At 60.1% G+C, this 22,945-nt stretch carries 20 protein-coding genes and 2 riboswitches; of the genes, 12 read left to right on the top strand and 8 right to left on the bottom strand.

Annotated elements, in window-relative coordinates; translation table 11 throughout:
• The first annotated feature begins 13 nt into the window (after positions 1-13).
• On the top strand, positions 14-616 hold the full coding sequence (locus GGQ85_RS09445; protein WP_079448094.1) for a L,D-transpeptidase: 603 nt from the start codon (positions 14-16) through the stop codon (positions 614-616).
• A gap of 54 nt (positions 617-670) precedes the next feature.
• Complete coding sequence (locus GGQ85_RS09450) at positions 671-1,708, top strand: amino acid ABC transporter substrate-binding protein (protein WP_309774272.1); 1,038 nt, start codon at positions 671-673, stop codon at positions 1,706-1,708.
• Between the two features lie 29 nt (positions 1,709-1,737).
• Here the strand turns inward: GGQ85_RS09450 and GGQ85_RS09455 are convergent, their stop codons facing one another.
• Entirely contained in the window at positions 1,738-2,409 is a 672-nt protein-coding gene (locus GGQ85_RS09455) for a DUF938 domain-containing protein (RefSeq protein WP_079448092.1), read from the bottom strand.
• Between the two features lie 547 nt (positions 2,410-2,956).
• Here GGQ85_RS09455 and GGQ85_RS09460 point away from each other — a divergent pair.
• Together GGQ85_RS09460 and GGQ85_RS09465 are read left to right on the top strand one after the other, a co-directional pair.
• Positions 2,957-3,415, top strand: a complete 459-nt coding sequence (locus tag GGQ85_RS09460; RefSeq protein ID WP_079448091.1) for a DsrE family protein — start codon at positions 2,957-2,959, stop codon at positions 3,413-3,415.
• Positions 3,416-3,683: 268 nt separating this feature from the next.
• Positions 3,684-4,724 carry an MBL fold metallo-hydrolase gene (locus GGQ85_RS09465; protein WP_309774273.1) on the top strand — a complete coding sequence of 347 codons (1,041 nt, stop codon included), beginning with the start codon at positions 3,684-3,686 and terminating at the stop codon, positions 4,722-4,724.
• Positions 4,725-4,833: 109 nt separating this feature from the next.
• Here the strand turns inward: GGQ85_RS09465 and GGQ85_RS09470 are convergent, their stop codons facing one another.
• Entirely contained in the window at positions 4,834-5,430 is a 597-nt protein-coding gene (locus tag GGQ85_RS09470) for a hypothetical protein (RefSeq protein WP_309774274.1), read from the bottom strand.
• A 213-nt stretch (positions 5,431-5,643) separates the two neighbouring features.
• Entirely contained in the window at positions 5,644-6,114 is a 471-nt protein-coding gene (locus tag GGQ85_RS09475; protein WP_309774275.1) for a MarR family winged helix-turn-helix transcriptional regulator, read from the bottom strand.
• Between the two features lie 135 nt (positions 6,115-6,249).
• On the opposite strand from GGQ85_RS09475, the gene GGQ85_RS09480 reads away from it, so the two are divergent.
• Complete coding sequence (locus tag GGQ85_RS09480) at positions 6,250-6,696, top strand: VOC family protein (protein WP_309774276.1); 447 nt, start codon at positions 6,250-6,252, stop codon at positions 6,694-6,696.
• Positions 6,697-6,936: 240 nt separating this feature from the next.
• Positions 6,937-8,145: an MFS transporter gene (locus tag GGQ85_RS09485; protein ID WP_309774277.1), complete on the top strand. Its 1,209-nt coding sequence runs from the start codon at positions 6,937-6,939 to the stop codon at positions 8,143-8,145.
• 48 nt (positions 8,146-8,193) lie between these two features.
• Here the strand turns inward: GGQ85_RS09485 and GGQ85_RS09490 are convergent, their stop codons facing one another.
• Complete coding sequence (locus tag GGQ85_RS09490; protein WP_079448085.1) at positions 8,194-9,369, bottom strand: ribonucleotide-diphosphate reductase subunit beta; 1,176 nt, start codon at positions 9,367-9,369, stop codon at positions 8,194-8,196.
• Between the two features lie 56 nt (positions 9,370-9,425).
• Positions 9,426-12,335 (bottom strand): ribonucleoside-diphosphate reductase subunit alpha, encoded by a 2,910-nt coding sequence (locus GGQ85_RS09495; protein ID WP_309774278.1) that lies wholly within the window; start codon positions 12,333-12,335, stop codon positions 9,426-9,428.
• Positions 12,336-12,452: 117 nt separating this feature from the next.
• Positions 12,453-12,653: riboswitch (cobalamin riboswitch) on the bottom strand.
• A 187-nt stretch (positions 12,654-12,840) separates the two neighbouring features.
• Here GGQ85_RS09495 and GGQ85_RS09500 point away from each other — a divergent pair.
• The 4 genes from GGQ85_RS09500 (at position 12,841) to GGQ85_RS09515 (ending at position 18,180) form a co-directional block, all read left to right on the top strand.
• Entirely contained in the window at positions 12,841-13,509 is a 669-nt protein-coding gene (locus tag GGQ85_RS09500; protein WP_079448140.1) for an epoxyqueuosine reductase QueH, read from the top strand.
• A gap of 37 nt (positions 13,510-13,546) precedes the next feature.
• Positions 13,547-13,779, top strand: a riboswitch (cobalamin riboswitch).
• A gap of 105 nt (positions 13,780-13,884) precedes the next feature.
• The gene (metE, locus tag GGQ85_RS09505) at positions 13,885-16,221 is read left to right on the top strand and encodes a 5-methyltetrahydropteroyltriglutamate--homocysteine S-methyltransferase (RefSeq protein ID WP_309774279.1); all 2,337 of its coding nucleotides are present in this window, start codon (positions 13,885-13,887) and stop codon (positions 16,219-16,221) included.
• Between the two features lie 238 nt (positions 16,222-16,459).
• A complete protein-coding gene (locus GGQ85_RS09510; protein ID WP_309774280.1) occupies positions 16,460-17,884 on the top strand; it encodes an autotransporter family protein in 1,425 nt (474 codons plus the stop codon).
• Positions 17,794-18,180 carry an autotransporter outer membrane beta-barrel domain-containing protein gene (locus tag GGQ85_RS09515; RefSeq protein WP_309774330.1) on the top strand — a complete coding sequence of 129 codons (387 nt, stop codon included), beginning with the start codon at positions 17,794-17,796 and terminating at the stop codon, positions 18,178-18,180. The genes GGQ85_RS09510 and GGQ85_RS09515 overlap by 91 nt, the downstream gene beginning before the upstream one ends.
• A gap of 241 nt (positions 18,181-18,421) precedes the next feature.
• On the opposite strand, the gene GGQ85_RS09520 is transcribed toward GGQ85_RS09515, so the two are convergent.
• Complete coding sequence (locus GGQ85_RS09520; RefSeq protein ID WP_309774281.1) at positions 18,422-18,664, bottom strand: hypothetical protein; 243 nt, start codon at positions 18,662-18,664, stop codon at positions 18,422-18,424.
• A gap of 303 nt (positions 18,665-18,967) precedes the next feature.
• On the opposite strand from GGQ85_RS09520, the gene GGQ85_RS09525 reads away from it, so the two are divergent.
• Positions 18,968-19,237: a hypothetical protein gene (locus GGQ85_RS09525; RefSeq protein ID WP_079448081.1), complete on the top strand. Its 270-nt coding sequence runs from the start codon at positions 18,968-18,970 to the stop codon at positions 19,235-19,237.
• Positions 19,238-19,685: 448 nt separating this feature from the next.
• On the opposite strand, the gene GGQ85_RS09530 is transcribed toward GGQ85_RS09525, so the two are convergent.
• Positions 19,686-19,925 carry a hypothetical protein gene (locus tag GGQ85_RS09530; protein ID WP_079448080.1) on the bottom strand — a complete coding sequence of 80 codons (240 nt, stop codon included), beginning with the start codon at positions 19,923-19,925 and terminating at the stop codon, positions 19,686-19,688.
• 796 nt (positions 19,926-20,721) lie between these two features.
• On the opposite strand from GGQ85_RS09530, the gene dusA reads away from it, so the two are divergent.
• Complete coding sequence (gene dusA / locus GGQ85_RS09535) at positions 20,722-21,807, top strand: tRNA dihydrouridine(20/20a) synthase DusA (protein ID WP_309774283.1); 1,086 nt, start codon at positions 20,722-20,724, stop codon at positions 21,805-21,807.
• A 118-nt stretch (positions 21,808-21,925) separates the two neighbouring features.
• Here the strand turns inward: dusA and GGQ85_RS09540 are convergent, their stop codons facing one another.
• A complete protein-coding gene (locus tag GGQ85_RS09540) occupies positions 21,926-22,942 on the bottom strand; it encodes an FAD:protein FMN transferase (RefSeq protein WP_309774284.1) in 1,017 nt (338 codons plus the stop codon).
• Positions 22,943-22,945: the final 3 nt, after the last annotated feature.

Raw genomic sequence — 22,945 nt, forward strand, 5'->3', positions numbered from 1 at the left:
AAGGAGACAAGCGATGACCGCGTTTCGGCACCTGACCCTGGCGGTTGCTGCTATGGGCAGCCTGATGCTCTCGGCCACGCTCGGTTTTGCGCAGCAGGTTACGCAGCAGGTCGACGGCGATCAGCCCGGTCTCGTTGCCGATGATTCGTTCCAACTCGACCCGGAATTTCGCAAGCAGGTGGTGCTCTATCGCACGACCGAGCCGCCTGGCACCATCATTATCCAGACCGCAGAACGTCACCTTTATCTCATTCAGGGCAATGGCCGCGCGATTCGCTACGGCATCGGCGTTGGCCGCGCGGGTTTTCAGTGGCAGGGGATTCTCAATATTTCGCGAAAGGCGGAATGGCCGGATTGGACCCCGCCTCCGGAAATGATCGCGCGCCAGCCTTACCTGCCGCGCTTCATGGCGGGCGGCCCCGGCAATCCGCTCGGAGCACGCGCGATGTATCTCGGCACGACAGTATATCGCATCCATGGCACCAACCGGCCCGATACCATCGGAACTGCGATCTCCTCGGGCTGCTTCCGTCTGGTCAACGCCGACGTTGTCGATCTCTATGGTCGCATTCCGGTCGGCACGCGTGTGATCGTGCGGCAGAAACCCAGTCTCTAATCATCATTACGTTATTTGCGCCGATACTTTTCGATATTGCGAAAGGGGCTATCCATGCGAACATTTCGAGGCGGCCTCCTGATAGGCCTCGCCATCGCCACCGCTATCGCGGTGATGGCGATCACCTATGAGCGCTACGATACCAAGACCCTGAAACGAACGCTCCGGCGCGACGCCGTGCTGTGCGGCGTCAACACCGGCCTGCCCGGGTTTTCGAATTCGGACGAGAAGGGCGACTGGTCAGGCTTCGACGTGGATTTCTGCCGCGCCGTGGCAGCCGCTATCTTCGACGATCCGGCGAAGGTGAAGTTGGTTGCGCTTGAGGCCGACGAACGTTTCAAGGAATTGCAAAGCCGCAAGGTCGACATCCTCGCGCGCAACTCGACCTGGAGCATGTCGCGGGAAACCAACTACAACCTCTACTTCCCGGCGGTCGCATATTATGACGGCGAGGGTTTCATGGTCCGTACCTCGCGCAAGGCGGACTCGGCGCTCGATCTCGATAGTACCAAAATTTGTGTACAGGATGGCACAACGACGCAGCTCAACCTCGCGGACTTTTTCAAGAGCAACAACCTGAAGTACGAGGAGATCAAGTTTGGTAAGCTGGAGGACATGCTAAGGGCCTATGACGAGGCCAAGTGCGATGTTCTGACCGCCGATGTTTCTCATCTCTATGCGTTGCGGCTGCGGCTGACCAAGCCGAACGAGAGCTTCATCCTGCCCGATGTGATCTCGAAGGAGCCGTTGGCGCCTGTTGTTCGCCAGCGCGACGACGACTGGATGATGATCATCAAATGGACGCTCTATGCGATGATCAATGCCGAAGAACTCGGCATCACTTCGAAGAACATCGACGAGGCGATGAAGTCGAAGAAGCCAGATGTGATGCGGCTGGTCGGTACCGATGGTCAGTATGGTGAGGGTCTCGGATTGACGAAGGACTGGGCGGCACGCATCATCCGCCGCGTCGGCAACTACGGCGAAATCTACGACCGCAATATCGGCAGTGATTCAAAGCTGAAGATTCCACGCGGCTTGAACCAACTCTGGAACGCGGGCGGCATCATGTATGCTCCGCCGCTGCGGTAATCCCGCAGGCTGGGAGGCGGCTGCGACGCTCATCCCTGATTTCGTTCGAACGCAAGGATCAGATTATTGGCGGGCATTTCAGTGATGTCCGTCAGCGTCAGGCCGTTTTGCTGCGCCAGCGTCGCCACCTCGTCAACGTCGCGTACGCCCCACTCTGGATTGTTATTGCGAAGGCTGGCATCGAACGCCTCGTTGCTTGGCGCGGTGTGTCGCCCGTTTCGCTTGAACGGTCCATAGAGAAACAGCCGCCCATCAGGACGCAGACAGTGTGAGGCGCCCGCGATCAGGCCCTCGGCGACGCGCCACGGCGCGATATGGATCACATTGGCGCAGAACACCGCGAGCAACGCGCCGTGGCCATCGTTCATTTCCGCCAATTGGCATGGATTCGATAGGTCGATCCGCTGGGGCTGCCGGACGTTGGCTAGGTTCTCGTGAGCGGTCCACGCTGCGATGCTCCGGAGATGATGGTCGTTAAGATCGGTCGGCCACCAGGTAATGCCGGGCGACTGCCGCGCGAAGAAAACGACATGCTGTCCGGTGCCGCTGCCGGCCTCGAGCACGTTACCTGTCTTGCCGCGCAGGAATTTTTCGAGAACCGTCCAGATCGCGACATGGTTGCGGTGAAACGCAGCCGCGTCGAGCCGTTCATCGGAAGCTCCACGCCGGCTGTCGTTGCGAAATTCACCGTAGTCGGGCATGGGCGGATACCTTTCATTCCGAGGGAATCCTGCAGGATCGCTGGTCCGGGCATCATTCCAGCTTGCCAGACATCCAGTATAACGCCGACGGAATCGTGGATGTACTGAGCGATCCGATCTAACATGCGGGCCGTGAAGACGGAGATCAAGTCGGGGATTATGCCGAAGCTACTCGGCCCCGTTCCGCTGTAATTTGGCAGGGTTCTGCACGGCGGTTCGCGCAAGCTGGTTTTAAGGCTGGTCGATGACTGCGCGAGATGCCGGCAGGGCCGATGCCATCACTCGCGCGCGGCGGCATAGATGCCGCTCTCAAGCTTGGGGTTGGCTCAGAGTGGCGCGACGCCGTCATCGATGCCGGGTCGATTGGATAAATTGCTCGGGTGTTCAACCTTGAGCTTGCCAAAGGCAATGTGCGCGACGTACGCTACTGTTACCGGTGTTCTCCGTGCTGCCCGAGCCTGATCCCGCGAGAGGATTTGTTCGAGAACACGCAGGCGCCGACACAGCGACCGTGCCCAGAAGATCGCGACGGCTACAGGAGGTATCTATGCGCCGATTTATGCGTCCTATCATCGCCGCAGCAGGGCTGTTGATCGCATTCACCTCGCATGGTTTCGCCGCCGAGCCGCAGCCGCAGCATCGCCTTGTGATCCAGGTCGACCAGAACGATCGGCGCACCATGGACTTCGCGCTGAACAACGCCACAGACGTGATCGAGCACTATCGCGGACTGGACCAGACGGTGGCCGTCGAAATCATGGCGTGCGGCCCGGGTATCCACATGCTGCGCATAGATTCGTCGCCTGTGAAGGAGCGCATCAAGCAGATACGGGAAACGGCATCCCCCAGTAAGATCCAGTTCTCGGCCTGCAACAACACCAAGCAGAGTATGGAGAAGAAGGAAGGCCATCTGCTTGAGATGCTGCCCGGAACAACGATTGTGCCCTTGGGCGTGGTGCGGCTATTGGAGTTGCAGGAACAGGGCTGGAGCTATGTGCGGCCGTGATCAACGGTTGACCAACGCTCTGAAGCACCGCATTCGCGGCTGTTGTTGATCGCTTCGGCCTGCTGGGGTTGCTGCGTAACCGTTATGCTCGCCGCCGCGCTGTGATCGAGACCAGTTGACTCCGTGGCGATAGAGGCCAGCCGCCAGAGCGGCGGTCGAGTGATCAGCGATCTGGACTTGTGACCGGTTGCAATCGCCCGCCAGCAGCATAAATTTGCTGGAATACCTCACGGTAAGCAAATCTGCACAGGAGGAGGGTCGTACGATTATGATCTTTCGCCAGTTGTTCGACAGCGTTTCCGGCACCTACAGCTACCTGATGGCGAGCCGTGCTGGCGGCGAGGCGTTGATTCTCGATCCGGTGCTGGAAAAGGTCGGCCGTTACTGCCAGTTGCTGCGTGAGCTCGACCTCAAGCTTGTGAAGGCCATCGACACGCATCTTCATGCCGATCATGTCACCGGACTAGGTGAGCTGCGTGATCGCACCCAATGCGTCACCGTGATGGGCGAGCAGACCAAAGCCGACGTGGTTTCGATGCGGGTCAGCGACGGCGATAAGATCAAGATCGAGGGCATTGGCCTCGACGTGATGTACACGCCGGGCCACACCGACGATTCCTACAGTTACCTGATGGGCGATCGTGTCTTCACCGGCGACACGTTGCTGATCCGAGGCACCGGCCGCACCGATTTCCAGAACGGCAGTGCGCGTGCGCAGTACGATTCGATCTTTAACCGGCTCCTGAAGCTGCCCGACGAAACCATGGTGTTTCCCGCGCACGACTACAAGGGCGATACGGTCTCCACTATCGGAGAAGAGAGGCGCTACAATCCGCGGCTTCAGGTGCGCTCGATAGACGAATACATTGAACTGATGAACAATCTGAAATTGCCGAATCCGAAGCTGATGGATGTGGTGATTCCTGCCAACATGCATGTCGGTCTCAGGCAGGACGATCTGGCGAAGCGGGGACTGGCGCTGACGCCGCGCGAGGCGATCGCCCGACTCGGTCAGCCCGATATCCTGCTGGTCGATCTTCGCGAAGCCCATGAGCGCGCCAAACACGGTACGCTGACAGGTGCGCTGCATGCGCCCTATCCTGATATCGCCGACGGTCTGAAACCAGGCGGAATGCTGCGTGAGGTAGCCGCCGCGACCGGGCGCCGCATCGTGTTCTTCTGCGCCTTCGGCGAGCGTTCGGCCATGGCTGTTACCGCGGCGAAGGACGCTGGCTTGACCAACGCGGTGCATATCGAGGGCGGGATCGATGCCTGGAAGAAAGCCGGCGGACCAGTGGTCGCGGGCTGACAGGTCACAGTGGGCGTGTGCACCGGGGCCATGACGGCCGTTGACCGTCAAAATTCCTCAGAAAGGAAGGTCATCGCCCGTGTCGAACAGTCGACGACTGTCACAGCGTTCATTCGGCCTCTATTGCTTTCTGAAGGTCCGAGCAGGCGTCGTCCGCGGCGCGATTGAGAATGAAGAGGCTGTCTGCCGGTCCGAAAGCAATGTACTCGCCCGGTCCCTCCGTTACCCGCGCCTCTGTCCGCATGTTGATGTCGTCATCGATGTAGACCTTCAGTCCGTTGTCGATGGTTTCAATTATGAAGATGCCGCCTTCCGCATCGAGATTCTCTCCAGTTATGTGGCAAGCGATGCCGTCCGCATGCAGATAGCCTGAGACGATGGCGTGCTCGTCGGCGCGGTTCGCTTGCTGGTCAAACGCGCATTGCCCGATAGCCCGCCACGGACGGGCGTCGTTACGCCGCATGATTTCCAGCCGGGCGAATGTTTGGAGCGGAGTGTCAACACTGTCGGGATAAGTTTCGCGCCGCAGCGCGAACCGCATGGAAGTCGTCTTCTGAGTCGGGTTTTTTGCCAGATGAGCAGCATCGTAACTGCGGGTGAAGCAGGCCTGAGAGCCGGCTGCGTCGTCAATAAGATCGGGCGCGGCGTGGACGTCAGAGGCCGCAACCAAAATGGCGATTAAAACGAAAAGTGCTTGTTTCTCCATGCTCGTCTGCATTTTCATCCCTGCTTACAAACTCCATTCAGGGGACGGAATATAACGAAGAGAAGTTAGCGGGACAGCCGTTATTTATAGCGCTTCGAGCGAATCGGTTCGCGTGAAGCAAACGCGTCAGATCAAAATCGTGGAGCCCCGCTTTTGATTCCGTCAGAGCGAAAGCCCTAATAGAAAGTGGCTCCAGCTAGAATGTCTTTTGCGTCAGCCGGCGACACTGCCGCGATTGTCAAATGTCGACAAAGTGTTGAGTTCGGTGCGCAGACGATCCGGGTCTGAGAGCTCTTTTTCGATTTCCGCATGAAGATGTCGCCAGATCGGCACCGCCACGGCCAGAACGGCCCGGCCATGAGGCGTCAGCTGCAACAGTCGGGCACGCCCGTCCTTTGGGTCGGCCATTGTTTTGACAAGACGCCGACGCTCCAGCGGCTTGAGATTGGCAGTCAAGGTTGTCCTGTCCATCGCCAGCAGCGCCGCTACGCTGCTGAGGTTCGGTGGCTGCGGCCGGTTGAGCGACATGAGCAGGGAGAACTGTCCGCTGGTGAGGCCAACCGGCTTCAACACGATATCGAAGCGGCGTGCGATCGCTCGCGCTGCCCTCTGGGCATGGAGGCACAAGCAGGTGTCGCGCACCAGAATCGTGGTTTCAAAAGCAGGATCCGGAAGCGTACGCATCAGGGAGCTTGACTCCGCGGCAACATTACGTTGATATCAACTTATGTAGGAGGTCGTCAATCGGCGTCGGCGGCGTGTCCTGGCAGCTCAATCTTTCATAATGCGAGTCAACACCCCTGTGAGAAAGGAGCCAACATGAAGATCGTGACCAGCCTTAGCTTCCGGGGCCAGTGCCGCGAGGCATTCGAGTTCTACGCCAAAGTCCTCGGCGGGACGATCAAGGCGGCCATGCCCTACGGCGATGCGCCTCCGGGCATGCCGATCACAGACGAGAAGTACAAAACCTGGCTGATGCATTGCTGGCTCGATGTCGGCGATCAGGCGCTGATGGGCGCCGACATGGACGTCGGATGGGCGTCTAACATCGACAAACCCAAGAACGGCTTCGACGTGACCCTGCACACAAATGACATGGCCGAGGCCCGGCGCTGGTTCGATCAACTCTCTCAAGGCGGCAAAGCAGGCATGCCGTTCGCCGAAACCTTCTGGTCGCCCGGCTTCGGGACGCTGACCGACAAGTTCGGTATCCCCTGGATGATCAACGTCATTCCATCGGCTGACTGGAAACCGCCGCAAGGCTGATCGCATGCCTATAGCGTTTCGAGCGAAGCATGCTCTCGGGCTTGACCCGAGGACAGGTAACGGTTCGCGTAAAGAAACGCGTCAAACAATTATGGAACCCCGCGTCCGATTCCATCAGGAGCGGGGTTCTAAGCACCAGGAATAAAAAGCAGGCGGCTGTCGGCACCGACCGTGCTGATGCGTCCTTGGGACATCGGGCGGGGAGGCCGCCCGATGGAGCAGGGGCGTCGGGCAAGGACCATGAATCATTACTATCGCTGGGCGATCGTTGCGGCAGGCGGCCTCTTGGGCTGCGTCGCGATCGGCGCCATGTTTTCGTTGCCTGTCTTCCTGCGGCCGATGTCGCAGGACACCGGCTGGTCCGTCACCGGCATATCCACGGCGATGACGATCGGTTTCCTCGCCATGGCGGCGGCCAGCATGGTGTGGGGCAACCTCTCCGACCGGTTCGGCCCACGCCCGGTGGTGCTCACGGGGTCGGTCGCGCTGGCGGCGAGCTTGGCGCTCGCCAGCCGGGCGGAATCGCTAATCGCGTTTCAATTTCAATTTGGTCTTTTGATCGGTGCGTCAACCGCCGCCATCCTTGCGCCGATGATGGCTTGCGTGACCGGTTGGTTCGATACGCAGCGCGGTCTTGCCGTCTCGCTGGTCTCCGCAGGCATGGGCATGGCGCCGATGACCATGGCGCCGCTTGCAGCCTGGCTGGTCACGATCCATGACTGGCGGACATCGATGCTGATCATCGCTGCTCTTACCGCGGTTCTGATGATTCCCGCCGCACTGCTCGTGCGTCGGCCGCCGGCGTTGGAGGGCGGACCGACCGGGATGACGATGAGTGAGTCGCAATCGAACATGACCGTTCGGCAAGCGGTGAGTTCACCGCAGTTCATCATTTTGATGCTGGCGAACTTCTTTTGCTGCGCCACTCACTCAGGCCCGATCTTTCATACGGTGAGCTATGCGGTGACGTGCGGCATACCGATGATTGCTGCGGTGTCGATCTACAGCATCGAGGGGTTGGCCGGCATGTTCGGTCGCATCGGGTTCGGCCTTGCGGGAGACCGGTTCGGTGCGCAACGCGTTCTGGTGATCGGACTGATGGCGCAGGCCTTCGGCGTACTCGCCTATGCTTTCGTCAACCAGCTCGGCGGTTTCTACGCCGTGGCAGTGGTCGTCGGCTTCCTTTACGCCGGAACGATGCCGCTCTATGCCGTGATCATCCGGGAGAATTTCCCGTTGAAGATGATGGGCACGATCATCGGCGGCACCGCGATGGCCGGCAGCCTTGGCATGTCGACCGGCCCGCTGCTGGGCGGGCTGATCTACGACCATTTCGGCAGCTACGCGCTGATGTATGTCGGTTCGTGGGGCATGGGCCTGATGGCTATGCTGATCCTGATGAGCTTTCGGCCGTTCTTCCCTAGGAGGGAGGCTATGGCGGCGGCTTAAACCAGGCGCGGTGCTTCCGGTTTATCCGGTCGGCATTTTGCGGTCCGGTTAATCCCACGCAAGTGCGCCGCCATTCTGGTATTCGATGACGCGGGTCTCAAAAAAGTTTTTCTCCTTCTTGAGATCCATCGCCTCGCTCATCCATGGAAAGGGATTGTCGGCCTCGGGAAACACCGGCGCGAGCCCGAGCTGAGCGCATCGCCGGTTGGCGATGACGTGCATGTAGGTCTCGCACAGCGCGGCATTCAGGCCAAGGAACCCGCGTGGCATGGTGTCCCGCCCATACGCGGCCTCGAGCTCGGCGGCATTCTTCAACATGGCGCGCACCTCTTCCTGGAAATGCTTGCTCCAGAGATGCGGGTTCTCGATTTTGATCTGGTTGATGATGTCGATGCCGAAGTTCAGGTGGATCGACTCGTCGCGCAGGATGTATTGATACTGCTCGGCGATGCCCACCATCTTGTTGCGTCGGCCGAGCGAGAGGATCTGCACGAAGCCCGTATAGAACCACATCCCTTCGAACACGACGTAGAACGCGACGAGGTCGCGCAGGAACGCCTGATCCGCTTCCGGCGTGCCGGTCTTGAAGCCAGGGTCGTCGAGATGCTGCGTGTGTTTGAGCGCCCAGGCCGCCTTGTCGGTGATAGAGGGCACCTCGCGATACATGTTGAACAATTCGCCCTCGTCGAGACCAAGGCTTTCGACGATGTACTGGAAAGTGTGAGTGTGGACGGCTTCCTCGAAGGCCTGGCGAAGCAGATATTGCCGGCATTCGGGATTGGTGAGGTGACGGTAGATCGCCAGAACGATGTTATTGGCGACCAGCGACTCAGACGCCGCGAAGAAGCCGAGATTGCGCTTGATCATGCGCCGCTCGTCATCGGTGAGGCCGTCCTTCGATTTCCACAATGCGATGTCGGCCTGCATCGACACTTCGGTCGGCATCCAGTGATTATTGCAGCCGGAGAGATACTTCTCCCAGGCCCATCGGTACTTGAGCGGCAGGAGCTGGTTGACGTCGGCGCGGGCGTTGATCATCCGCTTGTCATCGACGCGCACCCGTGCAGCGCCGCGATCGATTTCGCCGAGGCCGGTGGCATCGACAGAGGTGTCGGTCATTGTCACGCAAGGCGATGGATCAGACGTCACGTCGTTATGCGCGAGCGTCTGCGGCGGAGCGGATCGTGCCAGTGCGGGAGAAGAGGTGTCGGACCAATCGAGCATGGGGTGTTCCTGATTGTTTCTTCTTTGTGCAAGCGACGCGCGAGCACGAAATGAGGCTACTGACACGCCTCGCAGGTGGGATCCTCGATGCGGCAGGCTTTCCAGCCTTCAGTGTTGTCGGAGCGATTGTGTCCATTCGCATGGCCGTCCTGCGCTGCGGCGGAAACGGCCGCGGACACGGCGTTGAGCTTGCCGTCGGTGCCTTTGAGCGTGGATTTCTCGACATGCGTCGCCGACCGCGAGCGCAGGTAATAGGTCGTCTTCAGGCCGCGTTTCCAGGCATGGCGATAGAGCGCGTCGAGTTTTTTGCCGCTCGGATTGGCAATGTAGAGATTGAGCGACTGCGCCTGGTCGATCCACTTCTGCCGGCGCGACGCGGCGTCGATCAGCCAGCCTGAGTCAATCTCGAAGGCGGTGGCATAGAGTGCCTTGAGATCATCGGGAACGCGGTCGATCTGACCGACGCTGCCGTCGAAATACTTGAGATCCGAGATCATCACCTCGTCCCATAGGCCGCGTGCCTTAAGATCACGCACGAGATGTGCGTTCACCACCGTGAAGTCGCCGGACATGTTGGATTTGACGTAGAGATTCTGATAGGCGGGCTCGATCGACTGCGACACGCCGCAGATGTTGGAGATCGTCGCGGTCGGCGCGATCGCCATGCAGTTCGAATTGCGCATCCCGATGGTCATGACGCTCTCGCGCAGCGAGGCCCAGTCGAGACGGCTGGAACGGTCGATCTCGACCGCCGCGCCGCGCGCTTCATCGACCAGCGTGAGGGAATCGAGCGGCAGGATACCCTTCGACCACAGCGATCCTTGATAGGAGGGATAGCGGCCGCGCTCCGCCGCGAGATCGACCGACCCGGAGATCGCGTAATAGGCGATCGCTTCCATGCTCTCGTCTGCGAAGGCCACGGCGTCGTCCGACGCATAAGGCAGGCGCAGGATGTTGAGCGTATCCTGAAAGCCCATGACGCCGAGCCCGACCGGCCTGTGCCGCAGGTTCGAGGTCCGCGCCTCCGGAATGGTGTAGAAATTCACGTCCAGCACGTTGTCGAGCATGCGCATCGCAATCGTGACCGTGCGCGCGAGGTGCTCGTGGTCGAGCTTACCGTCCTTGAGGTGGTTCATCAGGTTGACGGAGCCGAGATTGCAGACCGCGATCTCCGTTTTTGAGGTGTTGAGCGTGATCTCGGTGCAGAGGTTTGAGGAATGCACGACGCCGCAATGCTGCTGAGGTGAGCGCAGGTTGCAGGGGTCCTTGAATGTGATCCAGGGATGCCCGGTCTCGAACAGCATGGTCAGCATGCGCCGCCACAGGTCGACAGCTCGGACCTGCTTCGTCACCCGCAGCTCGCCGCCCGCAGCCTTCTTTTCATAGTGAGCGTAGCGTTCAGCGAAGGCCTTGCCGGCGAGATCGTGCAGGTCCGGCGTCTCGTCGGGTGAGAACAGCGTCCAGACGCCATCTTCTTCGACGCGCTGCATGAAGAGGTCCGGCACCCAGTTCGCCGTATTCATGTCATGGGTGCGGCGACGGTCGTCGCCGGTGTTCTTTCGCAGGTCGAGAAATTCCTCGATGTCGATGTGCCAGGTTTCGAGATAGGCGCACACCGCGCCCTTGCGCTTGCCGCCCTGGTTGACGGCGATCGCGGTATCGTTCGCGACTTTCAGGAACGGCACCACGCCCTGGCTTTCGCCGTTGGTGCCCTTGATATGTGCGCCGAGCCCACGCACGCGCGTCCAGTCGTTGCCGAGCCCGCCCGCATACTTGGAAAGCAACGCATTGTCCTTGATCGCCTTGAAGATGCCGTCGAGGTCGTCGGCGACAGTCGTGAGAAAGCAGGACGAGAGCTGCGGGCGCAGCGTGCCGGCGTTGAACAGCGTCGGCGTCGAGGCCATGAAGTCGAACGATGAGAGCAGGTCGTAGAACGCGATCGCCTTCTCCTCACGATCGATCTCGCGCAGCGCGAGGCCGCAGGCGACGCGCATGAAGAACGCCTGCGGCAGCTCGAAACGCACACCGCGGACGTGCAGGAAGTAGCGATCGTAGAGCGTCTGGAGTCCGAGATAGTCGAATCGCAGATCGCGTTCCGGCTTCATCGCAGCCGCAAGCCGGTCGAGGTCGAAACGGCCGATCTCCGGATCGAGCAGTTCGTTGTCGATGCCCGTTCTCACATAAGCGCGGAAGTAATCCGCGTAGCGCTCTGCCATCTCGGCTTGCGTAGCCTGCTCGGACCGTCCCGAGACAAAGCTCAAAGCCTCGCGGCGCAGTTTGTCGAGCAGCAGCCGGGCGCTGGCCTTGGCGTAATCGGGATCGGTTTCGACCAGCGTGCGGGCGGCAAGGATCGTCGCCAGCGCCAGTTCGTCCACGCTGATGCCGTCATAAAGGTTGCGATGGGTTTCAGTCAGAATCGCGGAGGAGGAGACATCCTCGAGTCCTGCGCAGGCCTCCTCCACCACGGCGGCGAGGCGTTTGGTATCGATAGGTACCATCGATCCGTCGGCCAACTTCATCCGCAGCACTGGCGTCACCACTGCCTGGATGCCCTTCTTTGCCTTCGACCCTTGCGCCTTCGCCCGTTCGCGCGCGCGCTCCTCGCGATAGAGCACATAGGCGCGCGCGACCTTGTGATGCTCGCTCCGCATCAGCGCGAGTTCGACCTGATCCTGGATGTCCTCGATGTGGAAGGTGCGGCCGGCGTCGGACCGCCGCGACAGGCTGGCGACGATCTGGCCGGTCAACTCAGTGACGATGTCATGGACCCTGCGCGAGGCGGCGGCGCTGGTTCCCTCGACCGCAAGAAACGCCTTGGTCAGCGCGACGGCGATCTTCGATGAATCGAACGGCGAGACCGAACCGTTGCGCCGAATGACCTGGTACGCGGGTTCGCTGGGCGGCATCGCAGCCGCAGCAGGCAAAGACGGACGCACAGCACGCGCAGCTTCGGTTGCGAGAGACATCGGCTCAAGACCCCAGTTTTGTTGCGAGCCGGGGTCAGGCGGGAGACGCGCGCAGGAAATCCCACGGCGGACGCCGCGATTCCCGTCAAGCGGCCCGCTGGGACACCCCGCCCAGGGAACGTTTCGGCTGTCACGGCAGGTTTCCTGGCTTGCGGGGTCTCAGCGTCCGTCCGGTCTTCCCAGGGCCTTGCGATCCCAGTGACACTCAATGGACTTCGGCTCGCCGCTTAACAGTTGCGGGGGCAGCGCCGGCACTACCGGCTTCCCTCTTTAGCTCTCGGTGTTGCGACTCGAGAGACCGTGACCACCATATCTAGTAGCCGCACCAAATTCCGAGTCAACAGATCGTTTCGACTCCGGCTTCACAATTCTCGTAATTCACAGTTCGGCGAAAAACGCTGTGCAACCATCGCTCTGTCCAACTCTTGACGCTTCGATCATACAGACCATTATCTGCGCAGATTTGCCGCGGCGTTTGTTTCGCCGCTCAACCGCCGAGTCCGCCGTGACCGAATTCGTCCGACCGAACCTGACGCCCCCGAACGGGCAAAAAAAGGTGTTGCTGCATTCCTGTTGCGCGCCCTGCTCAGGCGAAGTGATGGAAGCGATGCTCGCATCGGGGATCGATTACACGATCTTTTTTTACAATCCGAACATCCATCCCCTGAAGGAATACCTGCTGCGCAAGGACGAAAACGTCCGCTTCGCGGAGAAGCACGGCGTGCCGTTCGTTGATGCTGATTACGACAAGGATAACTGGTTTGCCCGTGCCAAAGGGATGGAGTGGGAACCTGAACGCGGGGCGCGCTGCACCATGTGCTTCGACATGCGCTTCGAGCGCACCGCGCTCCATGCACATGAGCATGGTTTCCCGGTGATGACGTCGTCGCTCGGCATCTCCCGCTGGAAGAACATGGCGCAGATCAACGACTGCGGCCATCGCGCGGCCGGACGTTATGACGGTCTCTCGTATTGGGATTTCAACTGGCGCAAGGGCGGCGGCTCGCAGCGAATGATCGATATCAGCAAGCGCGAGCAATTCTATCAACAGGAGTATTGCGGCTGCGTCTATTCGCTGCGCGATACCAATCAGCACCGCCGGGATCAGGGTCGTCCGCCGATCGTGATCGGGACGCAATTCTACCGGCACGGCGAGGATTCGGACCCGACATAAGATGCGCGGTGCCGGTTGACGGCCCGTGGACGGTGGCCCATAGGGTTGGCGTCGAGGTTCTCCGGGACAATTCAAGCCCGGAGCTAAGAGGGAAGCCGGTGCGCTCTGGTCCATGGGTCTTCGTCCATGGATCTGGGTAATGCCGGCGCTGCCCCCGCAACTGTAAGCGGTGAGCCGTGGTCCATCAGTGTCACTGGGAGTAATCCCGGGAAGGCCGGACCAAAGCTGAGACCCGCGAGCCAGGAGACCTGCCCCGACAACATAGTCGTCCTCGGGCGGGGTGTCCCGGTGGTGCGCTTGCGGTTTTCATGGCGAGCCCGCCATGAATCCCATGCCGCGTCGCTAAGGCCCAGCCCCCAACATATGGGGTAAGCCGTGTCAGTTTCCTCTCTTCCTGTTGCTACGCTCGGCACGCCGCGCATCGGTCCGCGCCGTGAACTGAAGATCGCGCTTGAAAGCTACTGGTCGGGCAAGTCCGACGAATCCGCGTTACTTGAAGCGGCAGCCGGATTGCGGGCCGCGAACTGGGCGCGACAGAAGTCGCTCGGCGTCACTGTCATCCCGTCGAACGATTTCACGCTCTACGATCATGTGCTCGACACCAGCGTGATGGTTGGCGCGATCCCGGACATCTACGGATGGAAAAGCGGGCCGGTGCCGCTTGCAACCTACTTCGCGATGGCGCGGGGCGCGCAAGGCGAAGATCACGATTCGAGCTGCACGCATGGTCATCATGGCGACGGTCACGCGCATGGTGCGCCGGCGCAGGAGATGACCAAGTGGTTCGACACCAATTACCACTACATGGTCCCTGAATTCACCAGCGGCCAACGGTTTGAACTCTCGTCGCTCAAGGCCGTCGACGAATATCGCGAGGCCAAGGCACTCGGCTATCAGACAAGGCCGGTGCTGCTCGGTCCCGTCACCTATTTGAAGCTCGGCAAGAGCAAGGACGCGAATTTCGATCCGCTGTCGCTGCTCTCCGGCCTGCTGCCGGTCTATATCGATCTGCTCAAGCGCCTTGCTGCGGAGGGCGCCGCATGGGTGCAACTCGACGAACCCTGTCTTATTCTCGATCTCGACGATGCGACCCGCAAGGCATTGCGCGCGACATACGAACAGCTCGCGAGCGCGCTGCCGAAGCTGAAGATCATGCTGACGACCTATTTTGGCGGTCTCGGCGATAACCTCGATACCGCATTGTCGCTGCCGGTCGCTGGCCTTCACATTGACCTCGTTCGCGCTCCGGAACAACTCGACACCGTGGTGGCAAAGGCGAGGCAGGATCTGGTCTTGTCCCTAGGCGTGATCGACGGCCGCAATATCTGGCGTGCTAATCTCCCCGTATTGCTCGATCGTCTGGAATCCGTGGTCGCTAAACGTGGCATCGATTGCGTACAGATCGCGCCGTCCTGCTCGCTCCTGCATGTGCCGATCGACGTGGCGCTGGAAGCCGATCTCGATGCCGAGTTGAAGAGCTGGCTCGCGTTTTCGGTGCAAAAGATGGATGAACTGGCGACGCTGGGTGAAGCCCTGGCCAGCGGCCGCGCGTCGGTTGCCGATGCGGTGGATGCATCCGCGAAGGCCGCGATGGCCCGCAAAATGTCGCCGAAGGTTCACGACGCGAAAGTTGCGGCGCGGATCGCAGCCGTCACCTCGGACATGGCACGGCGCAAGCGCGTGTTTGCAGATCGCGCGAAATTGCAGCGCGAACGCTTCGGCCTGCCGTCGTTCCCGACCACCACGATCGGTTCGTTCCCGCAGACCGCCGAGGTTCGAAAGGCGCGTTCGGCGCACGCCAAGGGGGCATTGAGCGACGCCGACTACGAGACGTTCCTGCGGGAGGAGACGGCACGAACCATCCGCTGGCAGGAAGACATCGGTCTCGACGTGCTCGTGCACGGCGAGTTCGAACGCAACGACATGGTGCAGTATTTCGGCGAGCAGCTGTCCGGATTCGCTTTCACCAGGTATGGCTGGGTGCAGAGCTACGGCTCGCGCTGCGTTCGTCCGCCGATCCTGTTCGGCGACGTGTCCCGGCCCAAACCGATGACCGTCGGCTGGTGGAAATACGCGCAATCCCTGACGCCGAAGCCGATGAAGGGCATGCTCACCGGTCCCGTCACTATTCTCAACTGGTCGTTCGTACGCGATGACGTGCCGCGTCGTCTCGCCTGCCGGCAGATTGCACTTGCTATCCGCGACGAGGTCGCGGACCTGGAGGCAGCCGGAGCGTCGATGATCCAGATCGACGAGGCCGCGCTGCGCGAAGGGCTGCCGCTGCGCCGGTCCGAATGGAAGATATATCTCGACTGGGCTGTCGAATGTTTCCGTCTGTGTGCGAGCGGCGTCGCCGACGCAACGCAGGTTCACACGCACATGTGCTACTCGGAGTTCAACGACATCATCGACGCGATCGCGGCGATGGATGCTGATGTCATCTCGATCGAGACGTCGCGCTCCAAGATGGAGCTGCTCGACGCCTTCAAGACCTACAAATACCCGAACGAGATCGGTCCCGGCGTCTACGACATTCACTCACCGCGGGTGCCTGCGGTTGATGAGATGACCGGCCTGCTCAAACTTGCACGCCAGCGCCTTTCCGACAGGCAGATCTGGATCAATCCGGATTGCGGGTTGAAGACCCGCAAGTGGGAAGAGGTCAGGCCGGCGCTTGTCAACATGGTGGAGGCGGCGAGGCTGATGCGTTAACGCGCGGGCCGCGGACGATCGGCTGCGCCGAACGGGCATATATAGGGAGAGAGATGTGCCCGGCCGTCTCTCTCCCGGCGGTTACGACGTGTGCGCTCCGTGTGCAGTGAGCGATCGAAAATGCGGGAAACCTCGTATGAAGACGAAGAATTGAGCGTACTCGGCGAGACCTGACGATCTGAATGCACAAGACAATGCAGGCACAACGGTCGCGAATGCTATCACGAGTAATGGCGGATTGATCCAAAACAACGCCGATACGCTAACCCTGTCGGGGAGTAACACCTATACCGGCACGACGACAGTGAACGCCGGCACACTCTCGGTGAACGGTTCGATCGTATCGTCGTCGCTGACGATGGTGAATGCAGGCGGCACGCTGGGCGGCAACGGCATCGTCGGCAACACCACAATCAATGGCGGCACGCTGTCGCCGGGCAATTCGATCGGCACGCTGACGGTAGCTGGTAATCTCGTGCTGACTGCGGCGTCGACCTACATGGTCGAAGTGTCGCCAACCGCGTCAGACTTCACTCATGTGACCGGTTCGGCGACGCTGGGTGGAGCGACCGTGGCGGCGCAGTTCGCTCCCGGCGCATACGTCGCGAAACGCTACACCATTCTCACCGCCGATGGCGGCGTCAGCGGCACGTTTTCAGGCCCGGTGAACACCAACCTGCCGACCAACTTCAAGAGCTCGCTGGCTCATGACGGCAACAATGCCTATCTCGATCTGACTTTGGATTTTGTCCTGCTCAGCGGTCTCAATCGCAATCAACAAGCGGTTGCGACCACGCTGACCAACTTCTTCAACAGCACCGGCGAGACTCCGTTGGCGTTCGGCGCGCTGTCGCCGCAGGGGTTGACGCAGGTTTCCGGCGAACTGGGTACCGGCACTCAGCAGGCGACATTCAACGCGATGAACCTGTTCATGGGCGTGATGACCGACCCGTTCATGGCCGGACGTGGCGGCGATGGCGCATCATTCATTCCGACGGCCTATGCGGACGATACCACCGCACTCGGCTATGCCGCCAACGGGAAGGCGCGCAGCGCCTCGGAGCGCGATGCCTATGCCGCGATTTACCGCAAGGCGCCTCCGTTGGCGCCGACCTTCGGTCAACGCTGGAGCGTTTGGGCGGCGGGCTTCGGAGGTTCGCAGACCACCGACGGCAACAGCGTTGTCGGCTCTAACACCGCGACCAGCAGTGTTTATGGTGGCGCCGTCGGCGCCGATTACCGGGTATCGCCGGATACGTTGTTCGGCTTTGCAACGGCCGGCGGTGGAACCCAATTCCGCGTCGACAACGGGTTCGGCACGGGGCGCTCCGATCTGTTCCAGGTCGGTGTCGATGCGCGTCACCGTATTGGAAATGCCTATTTCAGCGGCGCGCTGGCCTATGGTTGGCAGAACGTCACCACGGATCGCATCGTGATGGCGAATGGCATCGAGCGGCTGCGTGCGAATTTTAACGCCAATGCTTTCTCAGGGCGCCTCGAAGGCGGCTACGCATTGCCACCCCATTGGCGGGCATCACGCCCTATGCCGCGGGGCAATTCACCAGCTACGATCTGCCGGCCTATGCCGAGCAGGGCGGCGGCGGCAATCTGTTCGCGCTCAACTACGCGTCAAAAAATGTTACCGCATCACGCTCCGAACTAGGCTTGCGCACCGACCGGTCGTTCGCGCTCACCGATGCTATCTTCACATTGCGTGGCCGCGCGGCCTGGGCTCATAATTTCGGCACCAATCGCTCGATCTCAGCGACGTTCCAGTCGCTGCCCGGCGCGTCGTTTGTCGTCAACGGCGCGGCGCAACCCGCCAACGTTGCACTGGTCACGGCTGCCGTTGAAATGAGCTGGGCCAACGGCTTCGCGGTCGCGGGCACCTTTGAAGGCGAGCTCGCCAACACGGTCGAGAGTTATGCCGGCAAAGCGGTGCTAAGGTACTCTTGGTAAGCGGCATCGTTTCAGAAGCCGTATCTGAAGAGGGGGGGCGCTTTCTAAACACCCTCGAACTCGGCTTTCGATCGCGCCAAGGCCAGGGTGGCCAGAAGCAATCGGCTCATGGGAACGATGATCGATCAGGCCGTCCGGTTGCGGAATACGACAACCACAAGCAGCGCCATAGCCAACACCATGGTAAGCGAACCAACGATGGGTGCCGCTTGATAGGCTGTGCCCCCCACAATCACGAGGGCTATTCCGGCTGGAAGCAGAATGCCGCCGAAAATGTGAAGCCAGCCCTGAATCCGGGCCAGCGTTGTTCTGTCTGCGGCCGGATCATCCTGTAGTAAAGGCCGAACAGAAACAGCAGGACGCCGCCGACTAGGTTGAGGTGGGTATGAGCCGGCGCAAGGACGAAGTTCTGCTGGATCCCCATTGCGATGCCAGCAATCATGCCTACAAGCAAATCACGACACTGGCGTGATCGTTCGCTCATTCACAAACTAACTTATCTCTTCATCAGGCGTCGTCCAAATCGATCTATATCAATCGGCCCACGAAGCGCCGGCAAGCCTTCGGCCGATTCTTGATAGATAGACTTTCGCTGCGAGCCACCGCCCGTCGAAACGGTCCCAAAAACTGAATCGTGTCTGGCGGTGCGAGTCCACAGACGCGCCACGATCCGTCGCCTTGTGCTCGCCTGCCAATTGCATGAAAAACTTAGGTTCTGATACAAATATTGCAGCTCGTGAATTTTTGGTAGCGTCATTCGTTGGCATTTTCCCGTGGAGATTGAGAAATGGACTTTGAAATGGTTTTCGCAGCCGCATTGCTCACTGACGACATACTCGCTGCAATTCATGACCTGCATGCCTACGCAAACGGCGGCGGAACGTCCATTAGCCGTAACAGACTTCGCGAAATCGTCGATAAATACGTGACCTATGACGAGAAGGATTTTGCAGAACTTCGCAGGGATGTGGATTGGAGCGCTGTTGTATCGTATTGGCGCGAAGCGGTCGCGCACATGGAAGAGGCGATCAAGGGAGAAGTTCCCGTGTACAAATAAGTCTCGGGACAAATTCGAAAGTGCGCCATTTCGCGCGAAGCGGTCGATTGCGCCGGCGCAAATGCTACGAGATGAGATGCCGAGCAATGGCGTGAGCTAAGGGGCATATCGATGCAGTGGAAGCAGTACCGACGACGCTGACAGCGGTGAGTTCGCGAGTGCGGTCTTGCTAAAAGTATGGTGAACCGCCAAGGGATCATCGGCACTTTAAACGGCGCGCGACGTCCTGCTCTCCGCTCGCGCCGTTCACGTGCTATCAGGGTAGACGCCGTGAATCACCCTACCTATATCGCAGCGCCTCACAACGTAATCTGCTTGCCAGCGTCCCAACTTCGTTGAAGGGCGACTACCGTGAACACGGTGAGGCCGATATGGCAGTTAACCTATTCACTCTTTGGTGCCCTGGTTCGTCCGTGCTGGCAACTCGCGAACATGTTCGCGGCCCGCTTCATCCGATCTCAGATGACTGACTCGGGCTATGGATGCGTTCGGCAAGTTCGTGCAGGCATTCCACCGCGTGGCTACGTTCCACACCTTGCAAAGTGGTCAACCAATCTTCAACGGCGCACATCACACCGAATGAAACTTCGTGGTCCGAGAACTTCTCGAAGCTCTGCAACTTGCTCAGAAATAGCTTCGTTTGATCTTCAACGATCTCTGAGTTCCAAACGATATCTGAGTTCCGCATAGCATTCTTCCTTTTGGGTCGACTCGATTGTTACTTCAAAAGGCAAACGTGGCAGAACAATAGCGATGAAGTCGATGAATGACTCACGAAATATTACCCGAGTATCCTTTTTATGTAGCAGAGTTGTGCAACGATTTGGTTAAGTGCTCGTTCCATCTGGATCTGGAATCTCTTTAGCGTTTCAAACACAATGCTCCTAGTCGCGAACTATGCGCTTCCTCCTGTTCAGCGCAAGCCGACGAAGAAATAGAAAACCTGTGCCGGGAACGTTGTGGCGGTGAGCGCTCGTTTCGCCGCCTTCGTCGTTCAGATGGCGTTTGGCGTCTGTTGGATCGTTGCTCTGAGAGAGAGCCTGCCTGATCGGGACTGCCGGCCCGGTACCAACACTGGGGGGATGGACCGGCAGCCCCTAGCCGGACGCCTCCCGGCTCTCCGATCATATTCGAAAGATCACCAGGGAATCCATGCGACGATCCGTCATCTTGGCGGCGATGGTTCGTGATGACGGCCGCGCAACTGCGCGGCGCTGCATGCTTCAAGGCGATGTCTGCGGCGACCTGTCAGTGTCACGATGGCCCCGCGATGCATCGATAGAGATGTTGCGATGATGTCGGTGCTTTTGATGTCGGTGCAATCCATGTTCGCAATGCGGCAGGTCTGATCGACCGCAGCACCTGAGCTTTCGTTTTACCGATTTCCTTCCGCGGCATGGCGATGTACTTGTCGATCGCATCGCCCAGCGTGGAGTTCAAGCCCACAGCGCTTCGTCATCCGCGCCTGTAAGATATTGGTTAGAATGAAAAAATCTGCAAAGAAATATGAATCCATATTTAGCGTCGCCCCGATGATGGAGTGGACCGATCGGCATTGCCGCGTGTTCCATCGCCTGCTCGCGCGCAAGGCGCGGCTCTATACCGAAATGCTCACGACCGGCGCGGTGATTCATGGCGCGCGCGATCGGTTGCTTGGGTTCAGCGACGTCGAACACCCGGTCGCGCTCCAGCTTGGTGGATCGAATCCAGTTGATCTCGCTACTTCAGCAAAGATCGGCGAGGATTTCGGTTACGACGAAATCAATCTGAATGTCGGCTGCCCGTCAGACCGGGTGAAGGACGGCCGGTTCGGAGCTTGTTTGATGGCTGAGCCGGACGTCGTTGCCGAGACTGTCAACGCCATGAAACGCGCAGTGTCTATTCCGGTCACCGTGAAGTGCAGAATCGGAATCGACAACCAGGATCCGGAAACAGGCCTTGACACATTCGCGCGCAAGGTCAACGACGCCGGCGTCGATGCGCTGATCGTCCACGCGCGGAAAGCCTGGCTCCAGGGACTATCTCCGAAGGAAAATCGCGATATCCCGCCGCTGGATTATGACAGGGTTTACCGGTTGAAAGCCTCGCTTCCCGACCTGCCTATCATTGTCAACGGTGGCATCGGCGGGATCTCGGAAGCGAAACAACATCTGGCGCATGCCGATGGCGTCATGCTGGGTCGCGCTGCCTATCACGAGCCGCGGCTTCTGCTGAAAGTCGATACCGAGCTCTTCGGCGAGGCAGCTCCGTACGCGACGATGAAGCGTGCGCTGGAGGCCATGATACCCTACATCGAAGATCAACTGGCAGGCGGCGCGCGGTTGCATTCCATCACCCGGCATCTTGTCGGCGCGTTTCATGGCGTGCCGGGGGGACGGGCGTTTCGGCGCTATCTTGCCGAGAACGCTGTGAAGGCCGATGCCGGTGTCGATATTCTGCGGGAGGCGATTGCGCTGGTGGATGAGCTTCCGGCGTATTCCGTAAACGTGGATAGCTCGGGGTCGGAACGCGCTGCTCATAGCGCACGCACGATCAGGACCAGTACGGCGAAGCTCGCCACGTCGGCATAGTGGCCGAACGAAATTCAAAATCGGAATCCTTATCCGCGCGACATGCCGCTACGTCGCGTTCGTGAAGTATGACCACGTTTATATTCCAGGTTCGTCAACAAAGGCGGCGATCTGACGATTACGCCAGCATGGCATCGAGAGCCGGTGTGGTCAGTTCAGTGACGGCATCGCCGTGCCTAAAGAGGACAAGCGCCGCAAGCTCGTGCTTGACGGCGAAATCGACACCGGCGTCCGGTCCCAGCACCATCAGCGCCGTGGCGTAGCCATCCGCTTCCATGCACGAGCGATGCAGGACCGTCGCAGTCATCATGCCGTTAGCGATCGGCCATCCGGTTCGCGGATCCAGGGTGTGGGAGAAGTGGTCCGCGCCGCGTGTGAAACCGCGTTCGCATCCGGACGTCGCGATCGCAAGCTGGTGCAATGCGACCAGAATCGATTCGGCGGCGACATCGGTCGTCGACCGCTCCGGTCGGTCGATCTCGACCCACCACGGGCTGCCGTCCGGTTTCACGCCGTGGCCTCGCAATTCGCCGCCGATCTCCACCAACGCGTTGTGAATCCCAAGCTCGCCCAACGTTTCCGCCACCAGATCGACCGCAAATCCTTTGGCGATGCCACAGAGATCAAGCGGTCCGCAATTGGATCGCCGCAGGCGTCGGGCGCTGGTATCGAGGTCAAGCTGTTGCCATCCGCATTCTCTGTGGCGTCGAGCAACCTCATCAGACGGTGGCGGCGAGCCGCGCGAGCCGCTCGGGCCAAAACCCCAGAGATCGACCAGCGCTCCCATGGTGGGATCGTAAGCGCCGCCGGATTCCGCCGCGATGCGCAGCGCGCTCGCCATGACGCGGCCGAATTCCCGTGGCAGATCCTGCCATTGGTTCAGCGCCAAGCGGTTAAACCGGCTGATGTCGGACTGGCTTTCCCACGGGCTCATCTGCGCGGTCACGCGCTCGAGGGCCAGCGGAATCATCCGATTCACCGTTTGCACGCTTGTCGACGAGCCAACAAACTTGACCGACCAGGTGGTGCCCATGGTCGAGCCGGCCAGCTCTCGGATGCGCTCGCCCGCAGGTGCAGCGTGCGGCATCTCCGGGATTGTCGGGATAGCCACACGCCGCGTGATCGACGCCGTCATGGG

This window comes from Nitrobacter vulgaris (assembly GCF_031453995.1).
GTDB lineage: Bacteria > Pseudomonadota > Alphaproteobacteria > Rhizobiales > Xanthobacteraceae > Nitrobacter > Nitrobacter vulgaris.

What these genes read in the sequence shown, in the direction of transcription:
- GGQ85_RS09445 (WP_079448094.1), top strand. Translation starts at nt 14, where the DNA reads ATGACCGCGTTTCGGCACCTGACCCTGGCGGTTGCTGCTATGGGCAGC.
- GGQ85_RS09450 (WP_309774272.1), top strand. Translation starts at nt 671, where the DNA reads ATGCGAACATTTCGAGGCGGCCTCCTGATAGGCCTCGCCATCGCCACC.
- GGQ85_RS09455 (WP_079448092.1), bottom strand. Translation starts at nt 2,409, where the DNA reads ATGCCCGACTACGGTGAATTTCGCAACGACAGCCGGCGTGGAGCTTCC.
- GGQ85_RS09460 (WP_079448091.1), top strand. Translation starts at nt 2,957, where the DNA reads ATGCGCCGATTTATGCGTCCTATCATCGCCGCAGCAGGGCTGTTGATC.
- GGQ85_RS09465 (WP_309774273.1), top strand. Translation starts at nt 3,684, where the DNA reads ATGATCTTTCGCCAGTTGTTCGACAGCGTTTCCGGCACCTACAGCTAC.
- GGQ85_RS09470 (WP_309774274.1), bottom strand. Translation starts at nt 5,430, where the DNA reads ATGGAGAAACAAGCACTTTTCGTTTTAATCGCCATTTTGGTTGCGGCC.
- GGQ85_RS09475 (WP_309774275.1), bottom strand. Translation starts at nt 6,114, where the DNA reads ATGCGTACGCTTCCGGATCCTGCTTTTGAAACCACGATTCTGGTGCGC.
- GGQ85_RS09480 (WP_309774276.1), top strand. Translation starts at nt 6,250, where the DNA reads ATGAAGATCGTGACCAGCCTTAGCTTCCGGGGCCAGTGCCGCGAGGCA.
- GGQ85_RS09485 (WP_309774277.1), top strand. Translation starts at nt 6,937, where the DNA reads ATGAATCATTACTATCGCTGGGCGATCGTTGCGGCAGGCGGCCTCTTG.
- GGQ85_RS09490 (WP_079448085.1), bottom strand. Translation starts at nt 9,369, where the DNA reads ATGCTCGATTGGTCCGACACCTCTTCTCCCGCACTGGCACGATCCGCT.
- GGQ85_RS09495 (WP_309774278.1), bottom strand. Translation starts at nt 12,335, where the DNA reads ATGTCTCTCGCAACCGAAGCTGCGCGTGCTGTGCGTCCGTCTTTGCCT.
- GGQ85_RS09520 (WP_309774281.1), bottom strand. Translation starts at nt 18,664, where the DNA reads ATGAGCGAACGATCACGCCAGTGTCGTGATTTGCTTGTAGGCATGATT.
- GGQ85_RS09525 (WP_079448081.1), top strand. Translation starts at nt 18,968, where the DNA reads ATGGACTTTGAAATGGTTTTCGCAGCCGCATTGCTCACTGACGACATA.
- GGQ85_RS09530 (WP_079448080.1), bottom strand. Translation starts at nt 19,925, where the DNA reads ATGCGGAACTCAGATATCGTTTGGAACTCAGAGATCGTTGAAGATCAA.
- dusA (WP_309774283.1), top strand. Translation starts at nt 20,722, where the DNA reads ATGAAAAAATCTGCAAAGAAATATGAATCCATATTTAGCGTCGCCCCG.
- GGQ85_RS09540 (WP_309774284.1), bottom strand. Translation starts at nt 22,942, where the DNA reads ATGACGGCGTCGATCACGCGGCGTGTGGCTATCCCGACAATCCCGGAG.